Source organism: Scandinavium sp., assembly GCF_036271055.1.
Lineage (GTDB): Bacteria > Pseudomonadota > Gammaproteobacteria > Enterobacterales > Enterobacteriaceae > Scandinavium.
The window spans coordinates 164331-182329 of record NZ_DATBBJ010000070.1 but is presented as its reverse complement, the minus strand read 5'-3'; the positions used below and the strand labels follow the sequence as shown (position 1 = coordinate 182329).

17 protein-coding genes and 4 tRNA genes are annotated in these 17999 nt (G+C 53.0%); 12 read left to right on the top strand and 9 right to left on the bottom strand.

Annotated features, from left to right (window positions below; all coding sequences use genetic code 11):
- Positions 1 to 83: 83 nt before the first annotated feature.
- The 12 genes from VH187_RS13200 to emrB all read left to right on the top strand — a co-directional run bounded on the left by VH187_RS13200 (position 84) and on the right by emrB (position 13118).
- The gene (locus tag VH187_RS13200) at positions 84 to 515 is read left to right on the top strand and encodes a carboxymuconolactone decarboxylase family protein (protein WP_329701897.1); all 432 of its coding nucleotides are present in this window, start codon (positions 84 to 86) and stop codon (positions 513 to 515) included.
- Between the two features lie 180 nt (positions 516 to 695).
- Complete coding sequence (gene nrdH / locus VH187_RS13195; RefSeq protein WP_329701896.1) at positions 696 to 941, top strand: glutaredoxin-like protein NrdH; 246 nt, start codon at positions 696 to 698, stop codon at positions 939 to 941.
- Complete coding sequence (gene nrdI / locus VH187_RS13190) at positions 938 to 1339, top strand: class Ib ribonucleoside-diphosphate reductase assembly flavoprotein NrdI (RefSeq protein WP_329701895.1); 402 nt, start codon at positions 938 to 940, stop codon at positions 1337 to 1339. Before nrdH ends, nrdI begins: the two co-directional genes overlap by 4 nt.
- A complete protein-coding gene (gene nrdE / locus VH187_RS13185) occupies positions 1321 to 3465 on the top strand; it encodes a class 1b ribonucleoside-diphosphate reductase subunit alpha (protein WP_329701894.1) in 2145 nt (714 codons plus the stop codon). Before nrdI ends, nrdE begins: the two co-directional genes overlap by 19 nt.
- Before the next feature lie 10 nt (positions 3466 to 3475).
- Positions 3476 to 4438 carry a class 1b ribonucleoside-diphosphate reductase subunit beta gene (gene nrdF, locus VH187_RS13180; protein WP_329701893.1) on the top strand — a complete coding sequence of 321 codons (963 nt, stop codon included), beginning with the start codon at positions 3476 to 3478 and terminating at the stop codon, positions 4436 to 4438.
- A 354-nt stretch (positions 4439 to 4792) separates the two neighbouring features.
- Positions 4793 to 5995: a glycine betaine/L-proline ABC transporter ATP-binding protein ProV gene (proV, locus tag VH187_RS13175; protein ID WP_329701892.1), complete on the top strand. Its 1203-nt coding sequence runs from the start codon at positions 4793 to 4795 to the stop codon at positions 5993 to 5995.
- Entirely contained in the window at positions 5988 to 7052 is a 1065-nt protein-coding gene (gene proW / locus VH187_RS13170) for a glycine betaine/L-proline ABC transporter permease ProW (RefSeq protein WP_329701891.1), read from the top strand. Before proV ends, proW begins: the two co-directional genes overlap by 8 nt.
- A gap of 63 nt (positions 7053 to 7115) precedes the next feature.
- Positions 7116 to 8111, top strand: a complete 996-nt coding sequence (gene proX / locus VH187_RS13165) for a glycine betaine/L-proline ABC transporter substrate-binding protein ProX (protein WP_329701890.1) — start codon at positions 7116 to 7118, stop codon at positions 8109 to 8111.
- A gap of 162 nt (positions 8112 to 8273) precedes the next feature.
- Positions 8274 to 9458 (top strand): MFS transporter, encoded by a 1185-nt coding sequence (locus VH187_RS13160; protein WP_329701889.1) that lies wholly within the window; start codon positions 8274 to 8276, stop codon positions 9456 to 9458.
- A 278-nt stretch (positions 9459 to 9736) separates the two neighbouring features.
- Positions 9737 to 10267: a transcriptional repressor MprA gene (gene mprA / locus VH187_RS13155; RefSeq protein WP_329701888.1), complete on the top strand. Its 531-nt coding sequence runs from the start codon at positions 9737 to 9739 to the stop codon at positions 10265 to 10267.
- Between the two features lie 124 nt (positions 10268 to 10391).
- A complete protein-coding gene (emrA, locus tag VH187_RS13150; protein ID WP_329701887.1) occupies positions 10392 to 11564 on the top strand; it encodes a multidrug efflux MFS transporter periplasmic adaptor subunit EmrA in 1173 nt (390 codons plus the stop codon).
- A gap of 15 nt (positions 11565 to 11579) precedes the next feature.
- Positions 11580 to 13118 carry a multidrug efflux MFS transporter permease subunit EmrB gene (gene emrB, locus VH187_RS13145; RefSeq protein ID WP_329701886.1) on the top strand — a complete coding sequence of 513 codons (1539 nt, stop codon included), beginning with the start codon at positions 11580 to 11582 and terminating at the stop codon, positions 13116 to 13118.
- A 102-nt stretch (positions 13119 to 13220) separates the two neighbouring features.
- Here the strand turns inward: emrB and luxS are convergent, their stop codons facing one another.
- The 9 genes from luxS to VH187_RS13100 form a co-directional block, all read right to left on the bottom strand.
- Positions 13221 to 13736, bottom strand: a complete 516-nt coding sequence (luxS, locus tag VH187_RS13140) for an S-ribosylhomocysteine lyase (protein WP_329701885.1) — start codon at positions 13734 to 13736, stop codon at positions 13221 to 13223.
- A gap of 205 nt (positions 13737 to 13941) precedes the next feature.
- Positions 13942 to 15498, bottom strand: a complete 1557-nt coding sequence (gene gshA / locus VH187_RS13135; RefSeq protein WP_329701884.1) for a glutamate--cysteine ligase — start codon at positions 15496 to 15498, stop codon at positions 13942 to 13944.
- A 78-nt stretch (positions 15499 to 15576) separates the two neighbouring features.
- Positions 15577 to 16005, bottom strand: coding sequence for a YqaA family protein (locus VH187_RS13130; protein WP_329701883.1), 429 nt, complete (start codon positions 16003 to 16005; stop codon positions 15577 to 15579).
- Entirely contained in the window at positions 16002 to 16568 is a 567-nt protein-coding gene (gene yqaB / locus VH187_RS13125; protein ID WP_329701960.1) for a fructose-1-phosphate/6-phosphogluconate phosphatase, read from the bottom strand. The genes VH187_RS13130 and yqaB overlap by 4 nt, the downstream gene beginning before the upstream one ends.
- Positions 16569 to 16686: 118 nt before the next feature.
- Positions 16687 to 17001, bottom strand: a complete 315-nt coding sequence (locus tag VH187_RS13120) for a BON domain-containing protein (protein ID WP_329701882.1) — start codon at positions 16999 to 17001, stop codon at positions 16687 to 16689.
- Positions 17002 to 17176: 175 nt separating this feature from the next.
- A tRNA-Arg gene (locus tag VH187_RS13115) sits at positions 17177 to 17253 on the bottom strand.
- Positions 17254 to 17333: 80 nt separating this feature from the next.
- A tRNA-Arg gene (locus tag VH187_RS13110) sits at positions 17334 to 17410 on the bottom strand.
- 221 nt (positions 17411 to 17631) lie between these two features.
- Positions 17632 to 17708: transfer RNA gene (locus VH187_RS13105), tRNA-Arg, on the bottom strand.
- Positions 17709 to 17711: 3 nt separating this feature from the next.
- Positions 17712 to 17804 (bottom strand) — tRNA-Ser (locus VH187_RS13100).
- Positions 17805 to 17999: the final 195 nt, after the last annotated feature.

Below are 17999 nucleotides of genomic sequence, written 5' to 3'. Positions count from 1 at the left end.
TCTGGTTTTTCACTTAAAATATGGCACTCTTTTGCAGACCATTATAGTGCTAAAGTTCTGCCATCGTTAAGAGGAGAAACCCAATGACCACATTACGTCAGCCTTACTATGAACTGAGCCCGACCGTTTACGCCGCCTTTCTTCAGGCAAGCAAAGCACTCGAAAATTGCGAACTGGATGTGCAGTTAATCGAACTGGTGTATCTGCGCGTGTCGCAAATCAACGGCTGCGCTTTTTGTCTGGAAATGCACAGCAAAGCGCTGCGCAAACAAGGTATCGAGCAGGTGAAACTGGATGCGTTGGCGGGCTGGCGCGTAAGTCACCAGTTCTCTGATCGCGAACGTGCGGCCCTGGCATGGGCTGAAGATTTGACTGACATCGCCCGCACTCGCGCGGAAGACGCCGTTTACGAACCACTGCTGGCCTATTTCAGCGCCACCGAAATCAGCGATCTGACTTTTGCTATCAGCCTGATGAATGCCTTCAACCGCCTCGCGGTCGGCATGCGCATGTAATTTCAGCCATAAAACCCTCGCCCTCGCTACGCTCGTTAGTGGGGGCAGATTAATTCAAATTATCTATATATTGTGTGGTTGATGTTTTTATTAACTACATCTAGTATTCCTTTTGAAGAGACATCCCAAACCGACGCTCACTTTTGCGCCGCCTTGTCATTTTAAACGGAAATACGAATCATGCGCATTACTATTTACACTAGAGACAATTGCGTTCAATGCCACGCCACCAAACGGGCGATGGAATCCCGGGGTTTTGAGTTTGAGATGGTGAATATCGACCACGATCCTGCGGCGGCTGACACACTCCGCGCGCAAGGTTTTCGATCGCTACCTGTCGTTTTCGCCGGGGAAGAGAGTTGGTCCGGCTTTCGCCCGGATATGATCAACCGTCTGCGTACCGAGGCCATTGCGGCTCGCGCATGAGCACCCTCGTCTACTTCTCAAGCAGCTCCGAAAACACATTGCGCTTTATCGAGCGCCTGGGGCTGCCTGCAACACGTATTCCGCTGAACGAACGCGAGCGCATACAGGTGGACGAACCTTACATTCTGGTGCTGCCAAGCTACGGCGGTGGCGGCACCGCAGGCGCAGTTCCGCGCCAGGTGATCCGTTTTTTAAACGATCCCCATAATCGCGCATTGATCCGCGGCGTGATCGCCTCGGGTAACCGGAATTTCGGCGAGGCCTTTGCCCGAGCCGGCGACGTGATTGCGCAAAAATGCGATGTGCCCTTTCTGTATCGTTTTGAGCTGATGGGTACCCCGCGCGATATCGACAATGTGCGAAAAGGAGTGAGCGAATTTTGGCAACGACAACCGTAGAACGTGTGACCCACAGCGCCCCGGACTACCATGCGCTGAATGCGATGCTGAATCTGTATGACAAAGCAGGCCGCATCCAGTTTGAAAAAGATGCCGAAGCCGTACGCGCGTTTATGGACAGCCATGTGCGTCCACAAACCCGCACTTTTGCCAATCAGGATGCACGGCTCGACTGGCTTGTCGCCGAAGGGTATTACGATGCGCGCACGCTTACTCGCTTCGATCGTGCGTTCGTCGTTGATTTATTCGCCCACGCCCACGCCAGTCATTTCCAGTTCAAAACGTTTCTCGGCGCGTGGAAGTATTACACCAGCTACACGCTGAAATCGTTCGACGGAAAACAGTATCTGGAACATTTCGAGGATCGTGTGGTGATGGTGGCGCTGAGTCTGGCGCAAGGCAATGAAGCCCTTGCCCGTCAACTGACCGACGAAATGCTATCCGGACGTTTTCAGCCCGCCACGCCAACGTTTCTCAACGGCGGTAAACAGCAGCGAGGTGAACTGGTTTCCTGTTTCCTGCTGCGTATTGAAGACAATATGGAGTCGATCGGACGTGCGGTGAATTCCGCATTACAACTCTCCAAACGTGGCGGCGGCGTGGCGTTTCTGCTGTCGAATCTGCGTGAAGCAGGCGCGCCGATTAAGCGTATCGAAAACCAGTCTTCCGGCGTAATCCCGGTGATGAAAATGCTGGAAGATGCGTTTTCGTATGCCAACCAGCTTGGCGCGCGCCAGGGCGCGGGAGCTGTTTATCTGCATGCGCATCACCCGGATATCCTGCGTTTTCTCGATACCAAACGCGAAAATGCCGACGAAAAAATTCGCATCAAAACTTTGTCGCTCGGCGTTGTTATTCCGGATGTTACGTTCCAGTTAGCGAAAGATAACGCGCAAATGGCGCTGTTTTCGCCGTATGACGTTGAACGCCTTTACGGCAAACCATTCGGCGATATCGCTGTGAGCGAGAGGTATGAAGAATTACTCGCCAATGAACGTGTGCGTAAAACCTGGATCAACGCTCGCGATTTTTTCCAGACGCTCGCCGAAATCCAGTTCGAATCCGGTTATCCGTACATCATGTATGAAGACACGGTGAACCGCGCCAATCCGATTGCCGGGCGCATCAACATGAGCAATCTGTGCTCGGAGATTTTGCAGGTCAACAGCGCTTCCAGGTTCGATGAAAATCTGGACTACGCCACGACCGGGCACGATATTTCCTGCAATTTAGGTTCGCTGAATATCGCGCTGGCTATGGATTCCCCGGACTTTGGCCGCACAGTGGAAACGGCGATCCGTGGCCTGACGGCGGTGTCGGACATGAGCCACATTCGCTCGGTGCCATCGATTGAAGCCGGGAATGCCGCTTCGCACGCCATTGGTCTTGGGCAGATGAATTTACACGGTTATCTCGCGCGGGAAGGCATTGCTTACGGCAGCCCGGAAGGGCTCGATTTCACCAATCTCTATTTCTACACGGTGACGTGGCACGCGCTGAATACGTCGATGAAACTGGCTCGCGAGCGTAACCAGCGCTTCGCAGGATTTACCCTATCACGCTACGCCAGCGGGGAATATTTCCAGCAATATCTGGAAAATGAGTGGCAGCCGAAAACCGAAAAAGTCCGCGCGCTATTTGAGCATGCTGGCGTCGCCCTGCCCACGCGCGAAATGTGGCAGCAATTGCGGGAAGACGTGATGCAATACGGCATCTATAACCAGAATCTGCAGGCCGTGCCGCCGACAGGATCGATTTCCTATATCAACCATGCGACCTCAAGCATTCACCCGATTGTTTCAAAAATTGAGATCCGCAAGGAAGGTAAAACCGGTCGCGTGTATTATCCCGCGCCGTTTATGACCAACGACAATCTGGCGCTGTATCAGGATGCCTATGAAATCGGGCCAGAGAAAATCATCGATACTTACGCCGAGGCGACAAAACACGTCGATCAGGGCCTGTCGCTGACGCTGTTCTTCCCCGATACCGCCACCACACGCGACATCAACAAAGCGCAAATCTACGCCTGGAAGAAAGGGATCAAAACGCTGTACTACATCCGTCTGCGCCAACTCGCGCTGCAAGGCACCGTAATTGAAGGCTGCGTATCGTGCGCACTGTGAGGAGAAAAGGATGAGCCGTTTATCACGCGTTAGCGCCGTTAACTGGAATCATATTCAGGACGATAAAGACCTCGAAGTCTGGAACCGCTTGACCAGCAACTTTTGGCTGCCGGAAAAAGTCCCGCTGTCGAATGATATTCCGGCGTGGCAGTCATTGAGTCACGCCGAGCAACAACTGACGATCCGCGTGTTTACCGGGCTGACGCTACTCGACACCATCCAGAACACCGTTGGCGCGCCTGCACTGATGGCTGATTCGCTCACCCCGCATGAAGAAGCGGTAATGTCGAATATCAGTTTTATGGAAGCGGTACATGCGCGTTCGTATAGCTCGATTTTCTCCACGCTTTGTCAGACCAAAGACGTGGACGCGGCCTATGCGTGGAGTGAAGAAAACGCGCCGTTGCAGCGTAAAGCGCAACTCATGCTGGAGCATTATGCTGCCGATGCGCCGCTGAAAAAGAAAATCGCCAGCGTGTTTCTGGAATCGTTCCTGTTCTATTCCGGCTTCTGGTTGCCGATGTATTTTTCGAGCCGTGGCAAGCTCACCAACACCGCCGATCTCATACGCTTGATCATTCGCGACGAGGCGGTACACGGCTATTACATCGGTTATAAATTCCAGAAAGGGCTGGAAAAAGTGAGTGCAGAAGAACGTGATTCACTTAAAAACTTCGCGCTCGAGCTGCTGATGGATTTGTACGACAACGAACTTGCCTACACCGAAGCCTTGTATGCTGGCACAGGTTGGGAAGACGACGTGAAAGCGTTCCTCTGTTATAACGCCAACAAAGCGCTGATGAACCTTGGCTATGAAGCACTTTTCCCGGCAGAAATGGCCGATGTGAACCCGGCCATCTTGTCCGCACTGTCGCCGAACGCCGACGAAAACCACGATTTCTTCTCCGGTTCTGGCTCGTCCTATGTGATGGGCAAAGCCGTTGAAACCGAAGACGAAGACTGGAATTTTTAACCCTAATTTGCGAGGGAAATATTCCCATACTTCCCTCGCGGATATTTCGCATTAGCACTAAGATTTTCCGCCAAATAGCCATTTCAATGCTTTCACTATTTTATCCTTGCCAATCAGGTGAATTATCCTGATTCACGCCAAATTCCGTTGCCCTGACAAAAAAATATCGACAAACTTTCATTTACCCGCAGCCCTTATATCATGGGGCGATAGCGCACATTGGTTATTGGAAACGCCCGCGCAGCAAGGAAGTTGAGGGTTGTCTCAGAATCTGAGTATGTTAGGGTAGACCTGTCAACTATTTTCATCAGGTAACCTATCGACATAACCAAATAACAGGAATCCGTTTATTGCATGGCAATTAAATTAGAAATTAACAATCTTTATAAAATATTTGGCGAACACCCACAGCGCGCATTCAAATATATTGAGAAAGGTCTTTCAAAAGAACAAATTCTTGAAAAGACCGGGTTATCGCTTGGCGTTATAGACGCCAGTCTGGCCATTGAAGAAGGCGAGATTTTTGTCATCATGGGGTTATCCGGTTCCGGTAAATCCACCCTGGTACGCCTTCTCAATCGCCTGATAGAACCGACCCGCGGACAGGTCCTGATCGACGGCATCGATATTGCCAAAATCTCCGACGCTGAACTCCGTGAAGTACGCAGAAAGAAAATCGCCATGGTCTTCCAGTCCTTTGCCCTGATGCCGCATATGAACGTGCTGGATAATACCGCTTTCGGTATGGAATTAGCGGGCATTGCACCGGCTGAACGTCAGGAAAAAGCACTGGATGCTCTACGTCAGGTTGGCCTGGAAAATTATGCGCACGGCTATCCGGATGAATTATCCGGTGGGATGCGACAGCGCGTCGGCCTCGCCCGAGCATTAGCGATCAATCCCGACATCTTATTAATGGATGAAGCCTTCTCCGCGCTCGATCCGTTAATTCGTACCGAAATGCAGGATGAGCTGGTGAAATTACAGGCCAGACATCAGCGCACGGTAGTGTTTATTTCTCACGATCTCGACGAAGCCATGCGCATCGGCGACCGCATTGCCATTATGCAAAACGGCAAAGTGGTGCAGGTCGGTACGCCGGATGAAATCCTTAATAATCCCGCCAACGATTATGTCCGCACCTTCTTCCGTGGCGTGGATATCAGCCAGGTGTTTAGCGCGAAAGATATTGCGCGCCGCACGCCGAAAGGCCTGCTGCGTAGCACACCCGGCTTTGGCCCACGTTCTGCGCTGAAACTGCTGCAGGATGAAGACCGCGAATATGGCTATGTCATTGAACGCGGCAACAAATTTGTCGGGATTGTTTCTATTGATTCCCTGAAGGCCGCGCTGGCCGAGGGCCAGGGCATTGATGCCGCGCTGCTGGACGCCCCACAGCCCGTTGATGCTCAGACCGCGCTTAGCGAGTTGCTCTCTCATGTTGGCCAGGCGCCTTGCGCGGTGCCGGTTATCGATGAAGAACAACAGTACGTTGGCATCATTTCCAAAAGTATGCTGCTACAGGCTTTAGATCGCGAGGGAACAAACAATGGCTGATCAATCAAATCCGTGGGCAACCACACCGGCAACAGACAGCGCGGCACAATCTGCTGATGCCTGGGGAACGCCATCTGCGGCCCCCGCTCAGAGCGGCGGTGCTGACTGGCTGCAAAGTGCGCCAGTCCCAAAAGAAGAACACTTCAATATTCTCGATCCATTCCATAAAACGCTGATCCCGCTCGATAGCTGGGTCACCCACGGCATCGACTGGATAGTGGTGCATTTCCGCCCGCTGTTCCAGGGCATCCGTATGCCGGTGGATTACATTCTCGGCGGTTTCCAGCAGTTGCTGTTGGGAATGCCCGCCCCCGTAGCCATCGTCGTTTTTGCGCTGATCGCATGGCAAATTGGTGGCGCGGGAATGGGTATCGCCTCGCTGATTTCGCTCATTCTGATTGGCGCGATTGGCGCCTGGTCACAGGCGATGATCACCCTTGCATTGGTGCTCACCGCCCTGCTGTTCTGCGTTGTCATTGGCTTGCCGCTCGGCATCTGGCTGGCGCGTAGTCCGAGGGCGTCGAAAATAATCCGGCCTCTGCTCGATGCAATGCAGACCACACCCGCGTTTGTTTACCTTGTTCCGATCGTCATGCTGTTCGGTATCGGTAACGTGCCAGGTGTAGTGGTGACCATTATCTTCGCCCTGCCGCCGATTGTCCGTCTGACCATTCTCGGCATTAACCAGGTGCCCGCTGACCTGATTGAAGCGTCACGATCGTTTGGCGCTAGTCCGCGTCAGATGTTGTTTAAAGTGCAGTTGCCGCTGGCAATGCCGACCATCATGGCCGGTGTGAATCAGACACTGATGCTGGCGCTGTCGATGGTCGTTATCGCCTCGATGATCGCCGTCGGGGGTCTGGGGCAAATGGTTCTACGCGGCATTGGCCGACTCGATATGGGTCTGGCCACCGTCGGCGGCGTCGGGATTGTTATTCTCGCCATTATTCTCGACCGTCTGACACAGGCCGTTGGCCGCGACTCCCGTAGCCGTGGCAACCGTCGTTGGTACACCACTGGCCCACTCGGCCTGGTGACTCGCGTCTTCATCAAGTAATTCTGCATTTCCCGGCAGTGCTGTCTGCCGGGCTTACTCTCTCATAGCTATAAAGGAACAACGATGCGAAACCGCGTAATTTTTGCTACTGCGTTTGCCACCCTTGTCTCCACCAGCGCGTTTGCCGCTGACCTGCCGGGCAAAGGCATTACCGTTCAACCTATCCAGAGCACCATTTCCGAAGAAACCTTCCAGACCCTGCTGGTTAGCCGCGCGCTGGAGAAACTGGGTTATACCGTCAATAAACCGAGCGAAGTCGATTACAACGTTGGTTACACCTCCATTGCTTCTGGCGATGCGACTTTTACCGCCGTGAACTGGAAACCGCTGCATGACGATATGTATGCTGCCGCAGGTGGCGATAAGAAGTTTTATCGTGAAGGCACCTTCGTGACCGGTGCTGCGCAAGGTTATCTGATGGATAAGAAAACCGCCGAGAAGTACCACATCACCAAAATCGATCAGTTGAAAGATCCTAAACTGGCCAAACTGTTCGATACCAATGGCGACGGTAAAGCCGATCTGAGCGGGTGTACGCCTGGCTGGGGTTGTGAAGCGGTAATTAATCACCAGATTGACGCTTACGGCCTGAGCAAGACCGTGGTGCATAATCAGGGTAACTATGCGGCGATCATGGCTGACACCATCACTCGCTTCAAAGAAGGCAAACCGATCCTGTATTACACCTGGACGCCGTACTGGGTCAGCGATGTCCTGAAACCGGGCAAAGACGTGGTGTGGCTGCAGGTGCCATTCTCATCAATGCCGGGCGAGCAGAAAAATATCGACACCAAGTTGCCGAATGGCGCTAACTATGGCTTCCCGGTCAACACCATGCACATAGTGGCAAACAAAGCCTGGGCTGAGAAAAACCCGGCGGCGGCGAAACTGTTCTCGGTGATGCAGCTACCGATTGGCGATATCAACGCCGAAAACGCCATGATGCATGAAGGTCATGCTTCCGAGGCCGATATTCAGGGCCACGTAGACGGCTGGATCGCGGCTCACCAGCAGCAATTCGACGGCTGGTTGAAGCAGGCGATGGCTGCGCAGAAATAAACATTAGTCATCCTGCATGTATTGCCCGGCGGCGCTACGCTTGCCGGGCGAACATTTCCCGCGAAACCGCACGATAAAACACGCAACATTTCCCCCTCCTCCCCCATTTGTCGCTATCATTCCTCACCTGCAAAATAATCACTCGAAGAATGAACGGCACTGATGACCAAAAATTCACATGAACTTAGCCCCGCGCTGATTGCGCTGATGTCCGTCGCGACCGGCCTTGCCGTCGCCAGCAACTATTATGCCCAGCCGCTGCTCGACACCATCGCGCGTGCGTTTTCGCTCAGCCCCGGGAAAGCCGGATTTATCGTTACCGCGGCCCAGCTTGGGTATGCTTTCGGGCTGCTGTTTCTCGTGCCGCTCGGGGATATGTTCGAGCGCCGTCGCTTAATCGTCAGCATGACATTGCTGGCCGCAGGTGGGATGTTGATCACCGCCTCCAGCCAGTCTCTGACGATGATGATCCTCGGCACTGCACTTACTGGATTGTTCTCCGTCGTCGCACAGATTTTGGTTCCACTGGCGGCGACCCTCGCCAGCCCCGAGAAACGCGGTAAAGTGGTCGGCACTATTATGAGCGGGTTGCTGCTCGGTATTCTGCTCGCGCGAACAATAGCCGGTCTGCTGGCAGGTCTCGGCGGCTGGCGCACCGTCTACTGGGTGGCGTCGGTGTTGATGGTGCTGATGGCTTTCGCTCTGTGGCGCGGTTTGCCGAAAGTTAAATCCGAGACCCATCTCAATTATCCGCAGCTGCTGCGCTCGGTGTTCAGCCTTTTTGCTTACGACAAACTGCTGCGCACTCGCGCACTGCTGGGCTGCCTGACCTTCGCGAACTTCAGCATTTTGTGGACGTCGATGGCATTTCTGTTGGCGGGTGCCCCCTTCAATTTTTCTGACAGCATCATCGGACTGTTTGGTTTGGCCGGCGCCGCTGGGGCATTGGGCGCTCGTCCGGTAGGTGGACTTGTGGACAAGGGGAAATCCCATCTCACCACAACGACGGGATTGGTGTTGCTGCTACTCTCATGGCTGGCTATCTGGTTCGGCCACACTTCGGTGCTGGCGCTAATCGTCGGGATTCTGGTTTTGGACTTGACCGTTCAGGGCGTACACATCACCAATCAGACGGTTATCTACCGCGTTCAGCCAGAAGCACGTAACCGCCTGACCGCCGGCTACATGACCTGCTATTTCATCGGTGGCGCTGCCGGATCGCTCATTTCTGCCTGGGCATGGCAGCATTGGGGCTGGGCGGGCGTTTGCCTCGCCGGGTCGATCATCGCCGCGCTGAACCTGGCTGTCTGGTGGCGAGGATTTCACCGTCAGGAAGCCGTTATCTGAAAAGTCCATACATTCATGGCCTTATTCGGGCTTTGGGGTATTAAGACCTCCCTATGTCTGTTAAGGTTATCTACCTGATTAGCCGGGCAACTGTTTCATGAGTAAATAGTTACACCCATGCATTGAAACCTCCCGGATGCTGACGGCGCGCACCTTCGCCGTCAGAGAATACTTTTTTGATTTAATTGTTTTGATGAATAAATTCGGAACATTAATTCATTTACATTATTTGTCACCGTCGTTACTATATCGGCTGTAATTAATGAGGTTATGCCCAAATGGATAGTTCGTTTACGCCCATTGAACAAATGCTAAAATTTCGCGCCAGCCGTTATGAAGATTTTCCTTATCAGGAGATCCTTCTGACCCGCCTGTGTATGCATATGCAAGGTAAGCTGTTGGAAAACCGCAATAAAATGCTGAAAGCTCAGGGGATCAACGAGACGTTGTTTATGGCGTTAATCACGCTGGAGTCTCAGGAAAACCACAGTATTCAGCCGTCAGAATTGAGCTGCGCACTGGGGTCTTCTCGTACGAACGCCACCCGAATCGCGGATGAACTGGAAAAACGCGGCTGGATTGAACGCCGCGAAAGCGACAACGATCGTCGCTGCCTGCATCTGCAACTCACCGAAAAAGGCCATCAGTTCCTGCGTGAAGTTTTACCGCCGCAGCACAACTGCCTGCACCAGCTTTGGTCGTCTTTAAGCGTGACCGAAAAAGAAAGTCTTGAGCAGATCACCCGCAAACTCCTGACCCGTCTTGATGAGATGGACGAGGAAGGCGTGGTAGTGGATGCACTTCGCTAAACCAGTGAATCGCTCAACATCATGATTTAAAAAAAAACCGACAGGCCAGCCGTGAAAACCGCTGGCCTTTCTGACAAACAAGTCGGCTCAGCCGATGTGAAATAATAAGATCGTGGAGAAAAACATGAGCGCGAATGCGGAGACTCAAACCCCGCAGCAACCGGCCAGTAAGAAAGGTAAACGTAAAGGCACCCTTCTGCTGCTGACCTTGCTCTTTATTCTGATTGCCGTGGCATATGGGATTTATTGGTTTTTAGTACTGCGTCATTATGAAGAGACCGATGACGCTTACGTGGCAGGGAACCAGGTTCAAATCATGGCGCAGGTGTCAGGCAGCGTGACGAAAGTCTGGGCTGACAACACCGACTTCGTGAAAAAAGGCGATCCGCTGGTCACTCTCGACCCGACCGATGCGCAGCAGGCGTTCGAGCGTGCGCAGACTGAACTGGCTTCAAGCGTTCGTCAAACCCGCCAGTTGATGATCAACAGCAAGCAATTGCAGGCGAGCATTGATGTCAAAAAAACGGCACTGGCTCAGGCTCAGACCGATCTCAATCGCCGTGTCCCACTGGGAACCGCGAACCTGATTGGCCGTGAAGAACTGCAACACGCCCGTGATGCTGTCGCCAGCGCGCAAGCTGAACTCAACGTCACCATCCAGCAATACAACGCCAACCAGGCGATGGTGCTGGGCACCAAACTGGAAGACCAGCCTGCGGTGAAACAGGCGGCGACCGAAGTACGTAACACATGGCTTGCCGTGCAGCGTACCAAAATCGTCAGCCCAATGACCGGTTACGTTTCTCGCCGTGCGGTACAGCCAGGCTCACAAATTAGCCCGAGCACCCCGCTGATGGCGGTGGTTCCGGCAACCAATCTGTGGATCGATGCTAACTTTAAGGAAACCCAGCTGGCGCATATGCGTATTGGTCAGCCGGTAACCGTCATCAGCGATATTTACGGTGATGACGTGAAGTACACCGGGAAAGTTGTTGGTCTCGATATGGGCACGGGTAGTGCCTTCTCGCTGCTTCCGGCGCAGAACGCCACCGGTAACTGGATCAAAGTGGTTCAACGTCTGCCGGTACGTGTCGAACTTGATGAGAAACAGCTGGCACAACACCCGCTGCGTATCGGTTTATCGACGCTGGTGAAAGTTGACACCTCAAATCGTGACGGCCAAATCCTTGCGAATCAGGTGCGCACTGCGCCCGCCTACGAAAGTAATGCGCGCGAAATTAGCCTTGAGCCTGTGAATAAGCTTATCAACGATATCGTGCAGGCCAACGCCAACTAAACCGGGGTGAACGGAATGCAACAGCAAAAACCGCTGGAAGGCGCGCAACTGGTCATTATGACCATTGCGCTGTCGCTGGCGACGTTCATGCAGGTGCTGGACTCGACCATTGCCAACGTGGCGATCCCGACTATCGCCGGTAACCTTGGCTCTTCACTGAGCCAGGGCACCTGGGTTATCACCTCATTCGGGGTGGCGAACGCCATCTCGATCCCGATTACCGGTTGGCTGGCAAAGCGCGTCGGTGAGGTAAGACTGTTTACCTGGTCCACTATCGCCTTTGTTATCGCTTCATGGGCGTGTGGCGTTTCCAGCAGCCTGACGATGCTGATTTTCTTCCGCGTCATTCAGGGCGTGGTCGCCGGACCGCTGATCCCCCTGTCGCAGAGCCTGCTGTTAAACAACTACCCGCCAGCAAAACGCGCCGTGGCGCTGGCGCTGTGGTCGATGACGGTGATCGTGGCCCCTATTTGTGGCCCGATCCTCGGCGGCTATATCAGCGATAACTATCATTGGGGCTGGATCTTCTTCATCAACGTGCCGATTGGCGCGGTGGTGGTGATGCTAACGCTGCAAAGCCTGCGCGGACGCGAGACTCGTACAGAGCAACGGCGTATCGATGGTGTTGGCCTGGCGCTGCTGGTGCTCGGTATCGGCAGTTTGCAGGTGATGCTCGACCGCGGTAAAGAACTCGACTGGTTCAACTCCACCGAAGTGGTGGTGCTGACGATTGTCGCGGTGATTGCCATTAGCTTCCTGATCGTCTGGGAGCTGACGGACGACAACCCGATAGTCGATCTCTCGCTCTTCAAGTCGCGAAATTTCACCATAGGGTGTCTGTGTATCAGCCTGGCCTATATGCTCTACTTCGGCGCGATTGTTCTGCTGCCGCAGCTATTGCAGGAGGTATACGGCTACACGGCAACCTGGGCGGGTCTGGCGTCAGCGCCGGTCGGGATACTGCCGGTTATACTGTCGCCGATTATTGGCCGCTTCGCACATAAACTTGATATGCGTAAGCTGGTGACGTTCAGCTTCATTATGTACGCGGTGTGCTTCTATTGGCGTGCTTACACCTTTGTGCCGGGAATGGATTTCGGCGCGTCGGCGTGGCCGCAGTTTATTCAGGGCTTTGCTGTGGCGTGCTTCTTTATGCCACTGACGACCATTACGCTGTCAGGTTTACCTCCGGAGCGCATGGCGGCGGCATCAAGCCTGTCGAACTTTACGCGTACGCTGGCCGGTTCTATCGGCACATCCATCACTACCACGATGTGGACCAACCGCGAAGCGCTGCATCACGCACAGTTAACCGAGTCGGTGACGCCGTTTAATCCGAATGCCCAGCAGATGTACAATCAGCTTGAAGGGCTAGGGATGACGCAGCAACAGGCTTCCGGTTATCTGGCTCAGCAAATCACCAATCAGGGGCTGATTATTTCTGCCAACGAAATCTTCTGGATGTCGGCGGGGATCTTCATCGTACTGTTGGGGCTTATCTGGATAGCGAAACCGCCGTTTGGTGCTGGCGGAGGTGGTGGCGGCGCTCACTAACAAAAAAGCCAGTTCATGATGAACTGGCTTTTTTATTTGCTGCCGGATGGCGCTGCGCTTATCCGGCCTACCGCTCTGATTGTAAGCCCGGTAAACGCACGGCTAAATATGCAGCTCTTGCAGCTTCTCTTTCGGCAGTGCCAGCTCATCGTTGCTGTTGACGCGAACGCCACGATCGATGATATGACGCGCGATTTCCTGCGCTTCTTCCAGAGAGTGCATGGTATACGTGCCGCACTGGTAGACGTTCAGCTCCGGGATCTGGTTCTGCTCTTTCACTTTCAGCACATCTGCCATCGCCGCTTTCCAGGCTTCTGCTACACGGCTTTCGTCTGGCGTACCAATCAGGCTCATGTAGAAACCGGTGCGGCAGCCCATTGGCGAAATATCGATGATTTCCACACCGTTGCCATTGAGGTGATCACGCATGAAGCCTGCAAACAGGTGCTCCAGTGTGTGAATACCACGTTCCGGCATCACTTCTTTGTTCGGTATGCAAAAGCGCAGATCAAAAACGGTGATTTCATCGCCGTGCGGCGTGTGCATGCTTTTTGCGACGCGAACAGCAGGCGCTTCCATTCGGGTATGGTCGACAGTGAAGCTATCTAATAACGGCATTTTGTCTCCTCCGAACTCTTCTCTTTCTCTTGTGCCATCAGGGCCGCGAGAAAAAAACGCTGAAGAGTGTGATTATTTTTAAAATTAACTGAACTCTTTGTTCCCGGGCGAGTCTTACTATATGAAAGACGCGCATTTGTTATCATCATCCCTGTATTCAGAGATGAAATTTTGGCCACATTGACTGTGGCCTTTTTCTTTTCTGTCAGGCGTGTCGCGCAACAAGGTCAGAAAACGGCTCGGTATCTGCCGCTTCAATCTCACGCTGACGCACCCACGAGGCTTCGCGCTCCGCTTCAAAATCTGCTTCGCTTAAAATCTCCAGTGGCTCTTCACGCAGCATCGTACGATATTGATCGCCCAGCGCTTTGCCTGTTCCACCAATGCCACTTTCAAGCATAGAACGCAAAATCCTTGCTGAGAAAGTTAATTCTGGATTATCGAAGCTCGCAACCAGCTCATCGCAAACGTTCTGATAGGCGTTACCGCCTTCAATACCATCTAGCGTTTGAGCAACGCGTTTCAAATCTGCAAATAAGTCTTTACCCACTTGTGCCAGCGGGAACTGTGCAGTCTCACAACCAATACCCAGCGTCAGGCCCGGCTTACGCCCTTCCAGAATCACACGATTCCAGTTAGTGCGGGTGCACAGCAACTCGTCACTGCTCATCTCCGGCGCATCGGCCAGCACGCACCAGACCATAAACAAATCGAGGAAACGTACCTGCTGCTCGTCAACGCCAACTGGCGAGAACGGGTTGATATCCAGCGAACGCACTTCGATGTACTCGATGCCGCCGCGCAGCAGCGCATCCGACGGCGTTTCACCGCTGCGAGTCACACGTTTCGGGCGAATTGGCGCATACAGCTCATTTTCAATCTGCAAAATGTTGCTGTTGATCTGCAGGTATTTACCGTCTTTCTCGACGCCAATTTCAGCGTACTCCTCCGACGGCGTTTTGATCGCCCGCTTCAATCCTGCCACATACTCGTGGAGATCGTTAAACGTAATTCCGAGATTGCTTTGCGACTTATTGGTATAACCGAGATCGCTTAAACGCAATGAGGTCGCGTACGGCAGGTAGTACATACCGCCATCCGTTTTCTCAAACGGCAATGTGGTCGGTTTACCTTGCAGGAACGACGCGCAAATAGCCGGGGACGCTCCGAACAAATACGGGATCACCCAGCCAAAGCGATAATAGTTACGGATCAGGCGGAAATAGCCTGCGGAGATGGCCTCTTTGCCCTCTTCCTTATCTTTCACGCCGCACTTCGCCTGCCAGAATGCCAACGGCAATGAGAAGTTGTAATGCACACCAGAAATGGTCTGCATCAACGCGCCATAGCGATTTTTCAACCCTTCGCGATACAGCGTTTTCAGACGGCCCACGTTTGAGGAACCATACTGTGCCAGCTCAATATCCTGACCTGGCGCGATGTAGCAAGGCATGCTCAGCGGCCACATGCGTTCATCACCGATATTTCGCGCGGTATGACGATGTACGTCACGCAGCAGCGTCAGCATGTGATCGATATCGCCGTCGACCGGAGTAATAAACTCCAGCAATGCTTCGGCAAAGTCTGTAGTAATCCATTTATGGGTCAATGCTGAACCCAACGCTTCCGGATGACCGGTTGTTGCCAGTGAACCATCTGCATTCACGCGCAGTGTTTCGCGCTCAAGTCCGCGTTGGATCCCCTGAACTGCTTTGGGATTCTTTTCCAGCCAGGCCAGCGCCTGTGATACGTCCGGGATCAAATTGACCTCCCGCCTGTCGAATTCATTTTATTAAGCATAATTGTAATGGTTGACGATTAAAGGTCACAATCAGTCCAATTAGTGCCACCACGTCATACCCTGAAGCGTTGCCGCGGCAATGGCCACATAGCGCAACGCCTTGCCAAGGCATAAGAAAAAAAGCACCGGTCCCCAGGAAAGACGCATCCATCCTGCCAGGACACAGAGCAAATCGCCGATAACCGGCATCCAACTCAATAACAGTGTGGCTGCGCCATAACGTCTTAGCCAGCCTACTGCTTTCTCCCGCCAACGCGAATTATCACGCTGCGGAAATAAACGCCCAAGAATAACGTTAGTCACCCCTCCAAAGCTATTACCCATTGTTGCTATTAACACGAGTTGCCATGGATGGCTGACTCCTGCGAGTAACATGCCTATCAGGACAACTTCGGAATTACCGGGTAACAATGTAGCGCTCAGAAAACTGCTGGTAAAAAGCGAGAACAGCGGCAGTGCGTCACTCACAGCAATCGCACATCTACGGCGTCCATTCCCGCAAGTTTGGCGGCCTGAATGCCGAAATCAGCATCTTCAAAGACCACGCATTTTTCCGGCACGACGCCCATTAATTCGGCACATAGCAGAAAGGTGTCGGGAGCGGGTTTGTGATTTTTAACATGATCGGCAGCAACGATCGCCGTGAAGTACTGACGTAGGCCGAGATGATTGAGCAGCGCTTCTGCCATCGCACTTTCGCTGCCCGTACCGACCGCCATCGGGCGACGACCGTGCCACTCTTTAACTACATCAATCAGCGGTAAAGGACGAACGGTATCCAGCAGCATGGCTTTCACCGCATCCGTCTTTTCGCGCGCCAGCTGGTGAGGATCGAGCGTTGCCTGATTCAGTTCAATGACGGCCTGAGCGATGCGCCAGGTTGGAGAGCCGTTAAGCGCCGCCATAGCCTGTGCATCAAAGCGCATATCATAGCGCGCCAGCACCTGATGCCACGCTTTAAGGTGAGTAGGTTCGGTATCAAGGATGGTGCCATCCATGTCGAAAATCAGCCCTGCATAACGCTCGTACATCATGTCCTCACTCACGGGATATCGAAACATCACTTTAACGTAAAAAGGGGGGACTTGTCGCCGCCCGCCGAAAACAAGAAAGGCACCTGACGGTGCCTTTCTTGTGCATTTTCAGACGTTACTTGACCTGCATATCGTTCTCAACAACACGAACACCCGTCACGCCTTTGGTAATTTCTACCGCACGGTTGGCAATCGCTTGTGAAGAAACGAAACCACTCAGCTGAACACGGCCTTTAAAGGTCACCACACCGATGTCTGAGGATTTGATGTCTTTATCACTGAACAAGGCGGATTTCACTTTGGTGGTCACCACGGTGTCATCGATATAACCACCCGTGCTTTCCTTCGTGGAAGAGCCTGCACAGCCGGACAGGGACACACCAACAACGACGACTGCACAAAATGCAGAGACAGCTTTGAACCATTTCATGGATTTCTCTCCTTGCTACCTGTTAACACATTAATCACAGATATAAATTAGCCTGGAAGTCGAAAGATGCCAATAGGAAACAAATGGTTAAGGAATAATCTGGAATTGGATTGAGGGAGAGACCTGGAAAGTCGAACGCAATGAGAAAGTTTAGGGAGATTTAAAAGAGAGAAGATGGTGCATCCGGGAGGATTCGAACCTCCGACCGCTCGGTTCGTAGCCGAGTACTCTATCCAGCTGAGCTACGGATGCATTAGGATACTGCTTTACTGCGGACCGCCGAGAAAACAACTTTCTCTGGCAATTCATCATTGCTGATGATGAAGAGAATATGGTGCATCCGGGAGGATTCGAACCTCCGACCGCTCGGTTCGTAGCCGAGTACTCTATCCAGCTGAGCTACGGATGCATCGGGATACTGCTTTTACTACTGACTCAATGTCACTCAACGTGCCGCAACATTGATGAACTCGACCATTGCTAGTGGTAAAAAATATGGTGCATCCGGGAGGATTACTCGCCGAAGGCTCGCCCTGACGGGCCGTTGCTAAAGCAACGTTACCCCCCCTCATACTCGCTGAGAAAATAACTTTCTCTGACGACTCATCATTGCTGATGATGAGGAGAAGATGGTGCATCCGGGAGGATTCGAACCTCCGACCGCTCGGTTCGTAGCCGAGTACTCTATCCAGCTGAGCTACGGATGCAAATGGCGGTGAGGCGGGGATTCGAACCCCGGATGCAGCTTTTGACCGCATACTCCCTTAGCAGGGGAGCGCCTTCAGCCTCTCGGCCACCTCACCATACGCCTCTTGCGAGTGCTTCAAGTTACTCGTTAGAGCTTCTCGTCGCTGCGTGGCGCACATATTACTTTCTGGGACTTATAAGTCAAACAATTTTTCCTGAGCTTTTATCGTTTGCACACTTCCCGTTCAATTAGTTTGCAAAAACGGCAAAAAGAGCGATTAATCAACACAAATACTCTCAGATAATCCAGC

Bases quoted from the DNA above. Each gene is read 5' to 3' on its own strand.
- nrdI (WP_329701895.1), top strand. From the start codon at position 938: ATGAGCACCCTCGTCTACTTCTCAAGCAGCTCCGAAAACACATTGCGC.
- VH187_RS13200 (WP_329701897.1), top strand. From the start codon at position 84: ATGACCACATTACGTCAGCCTTACTATGAACTGAGCCCGACCGTTTAC.
- VH187_RS13160 (WP_329701889.1), top strand. From the start codon at position 8,274: ATGACCAAAAATTCACATGAACTTAGCCCCGCGCTGATTGCGCTGATG.
- proV (WP_329701892.1), top strand. From the start codon at position 4,793: ATGGCAATTAAATTAGAAATTAACAATCTTTATAAAATATTTGGCGAA.
- proX (WP_329701890.1), top strand. From the start codon at position 7,116: ATGCGAAACCGCGTAATTTTTGCTACTGCGTTTGCCACCCTTGTCTCC.
- nrdH (WP_329701896.1), top strand. From the start codon at position 696: ATGCGCATTACTATTTACACTAGAGACAATTGCGTTCAATGCCACGCC.
- proW (WP_329701891.1), top strand. From the start codon at position 5,988: ATGGCTGATCAATCAAATCCGTGGGCAACCACACCGGCAACAGACAGC.
- emrB (WP_329701886.1), top strand. From the start codon at position 11,580: ATGCAACAGCAAAAACCGCTGGAAGGCGCGCAACTGGTCATTATGACC.
- emrA (WP_329701887.1), top strand. From the start codon at position 10,392: ATGAGCGCGAATGCGGAGACTCAAACCCCGCAGCAACCGGCCAGTAAG.
- yqaB (WP_329701960.1), bottom strand. From the start codon at position 16,568: ATGTACGAGCGTTATGCAGGGCTGATTTTCGACATGGATGGCACCATC.
- luxS (WP_329701885.1), bottom strand. From the start codon at position 13,736: ATGCCGTTATTAGATAGCTTCACTGTCGACCATACCCGAATGGAAGCG.
- mprA (WP_329701888.1), top strand. From the start codon at position 9,737: ATGGATAGTTCGTTTACGCCCATTGAACAAATGCTAAAATTTCGCGCC.
- nrdF (WP_329701893.1), top strand. From the start codon at position 3,476: ATGAGCCGTTTATCACGCGTTAGCGCCGTTAACTGGAATCATATTCAG.
- VH187_RS13120 (WP_329701882.1), bottom strand. From the start codon at position 17,001: ATGAAATGGTTCAAAGCTGTCTCTGCATTTTGTGCAGTCGTCGTTGTT.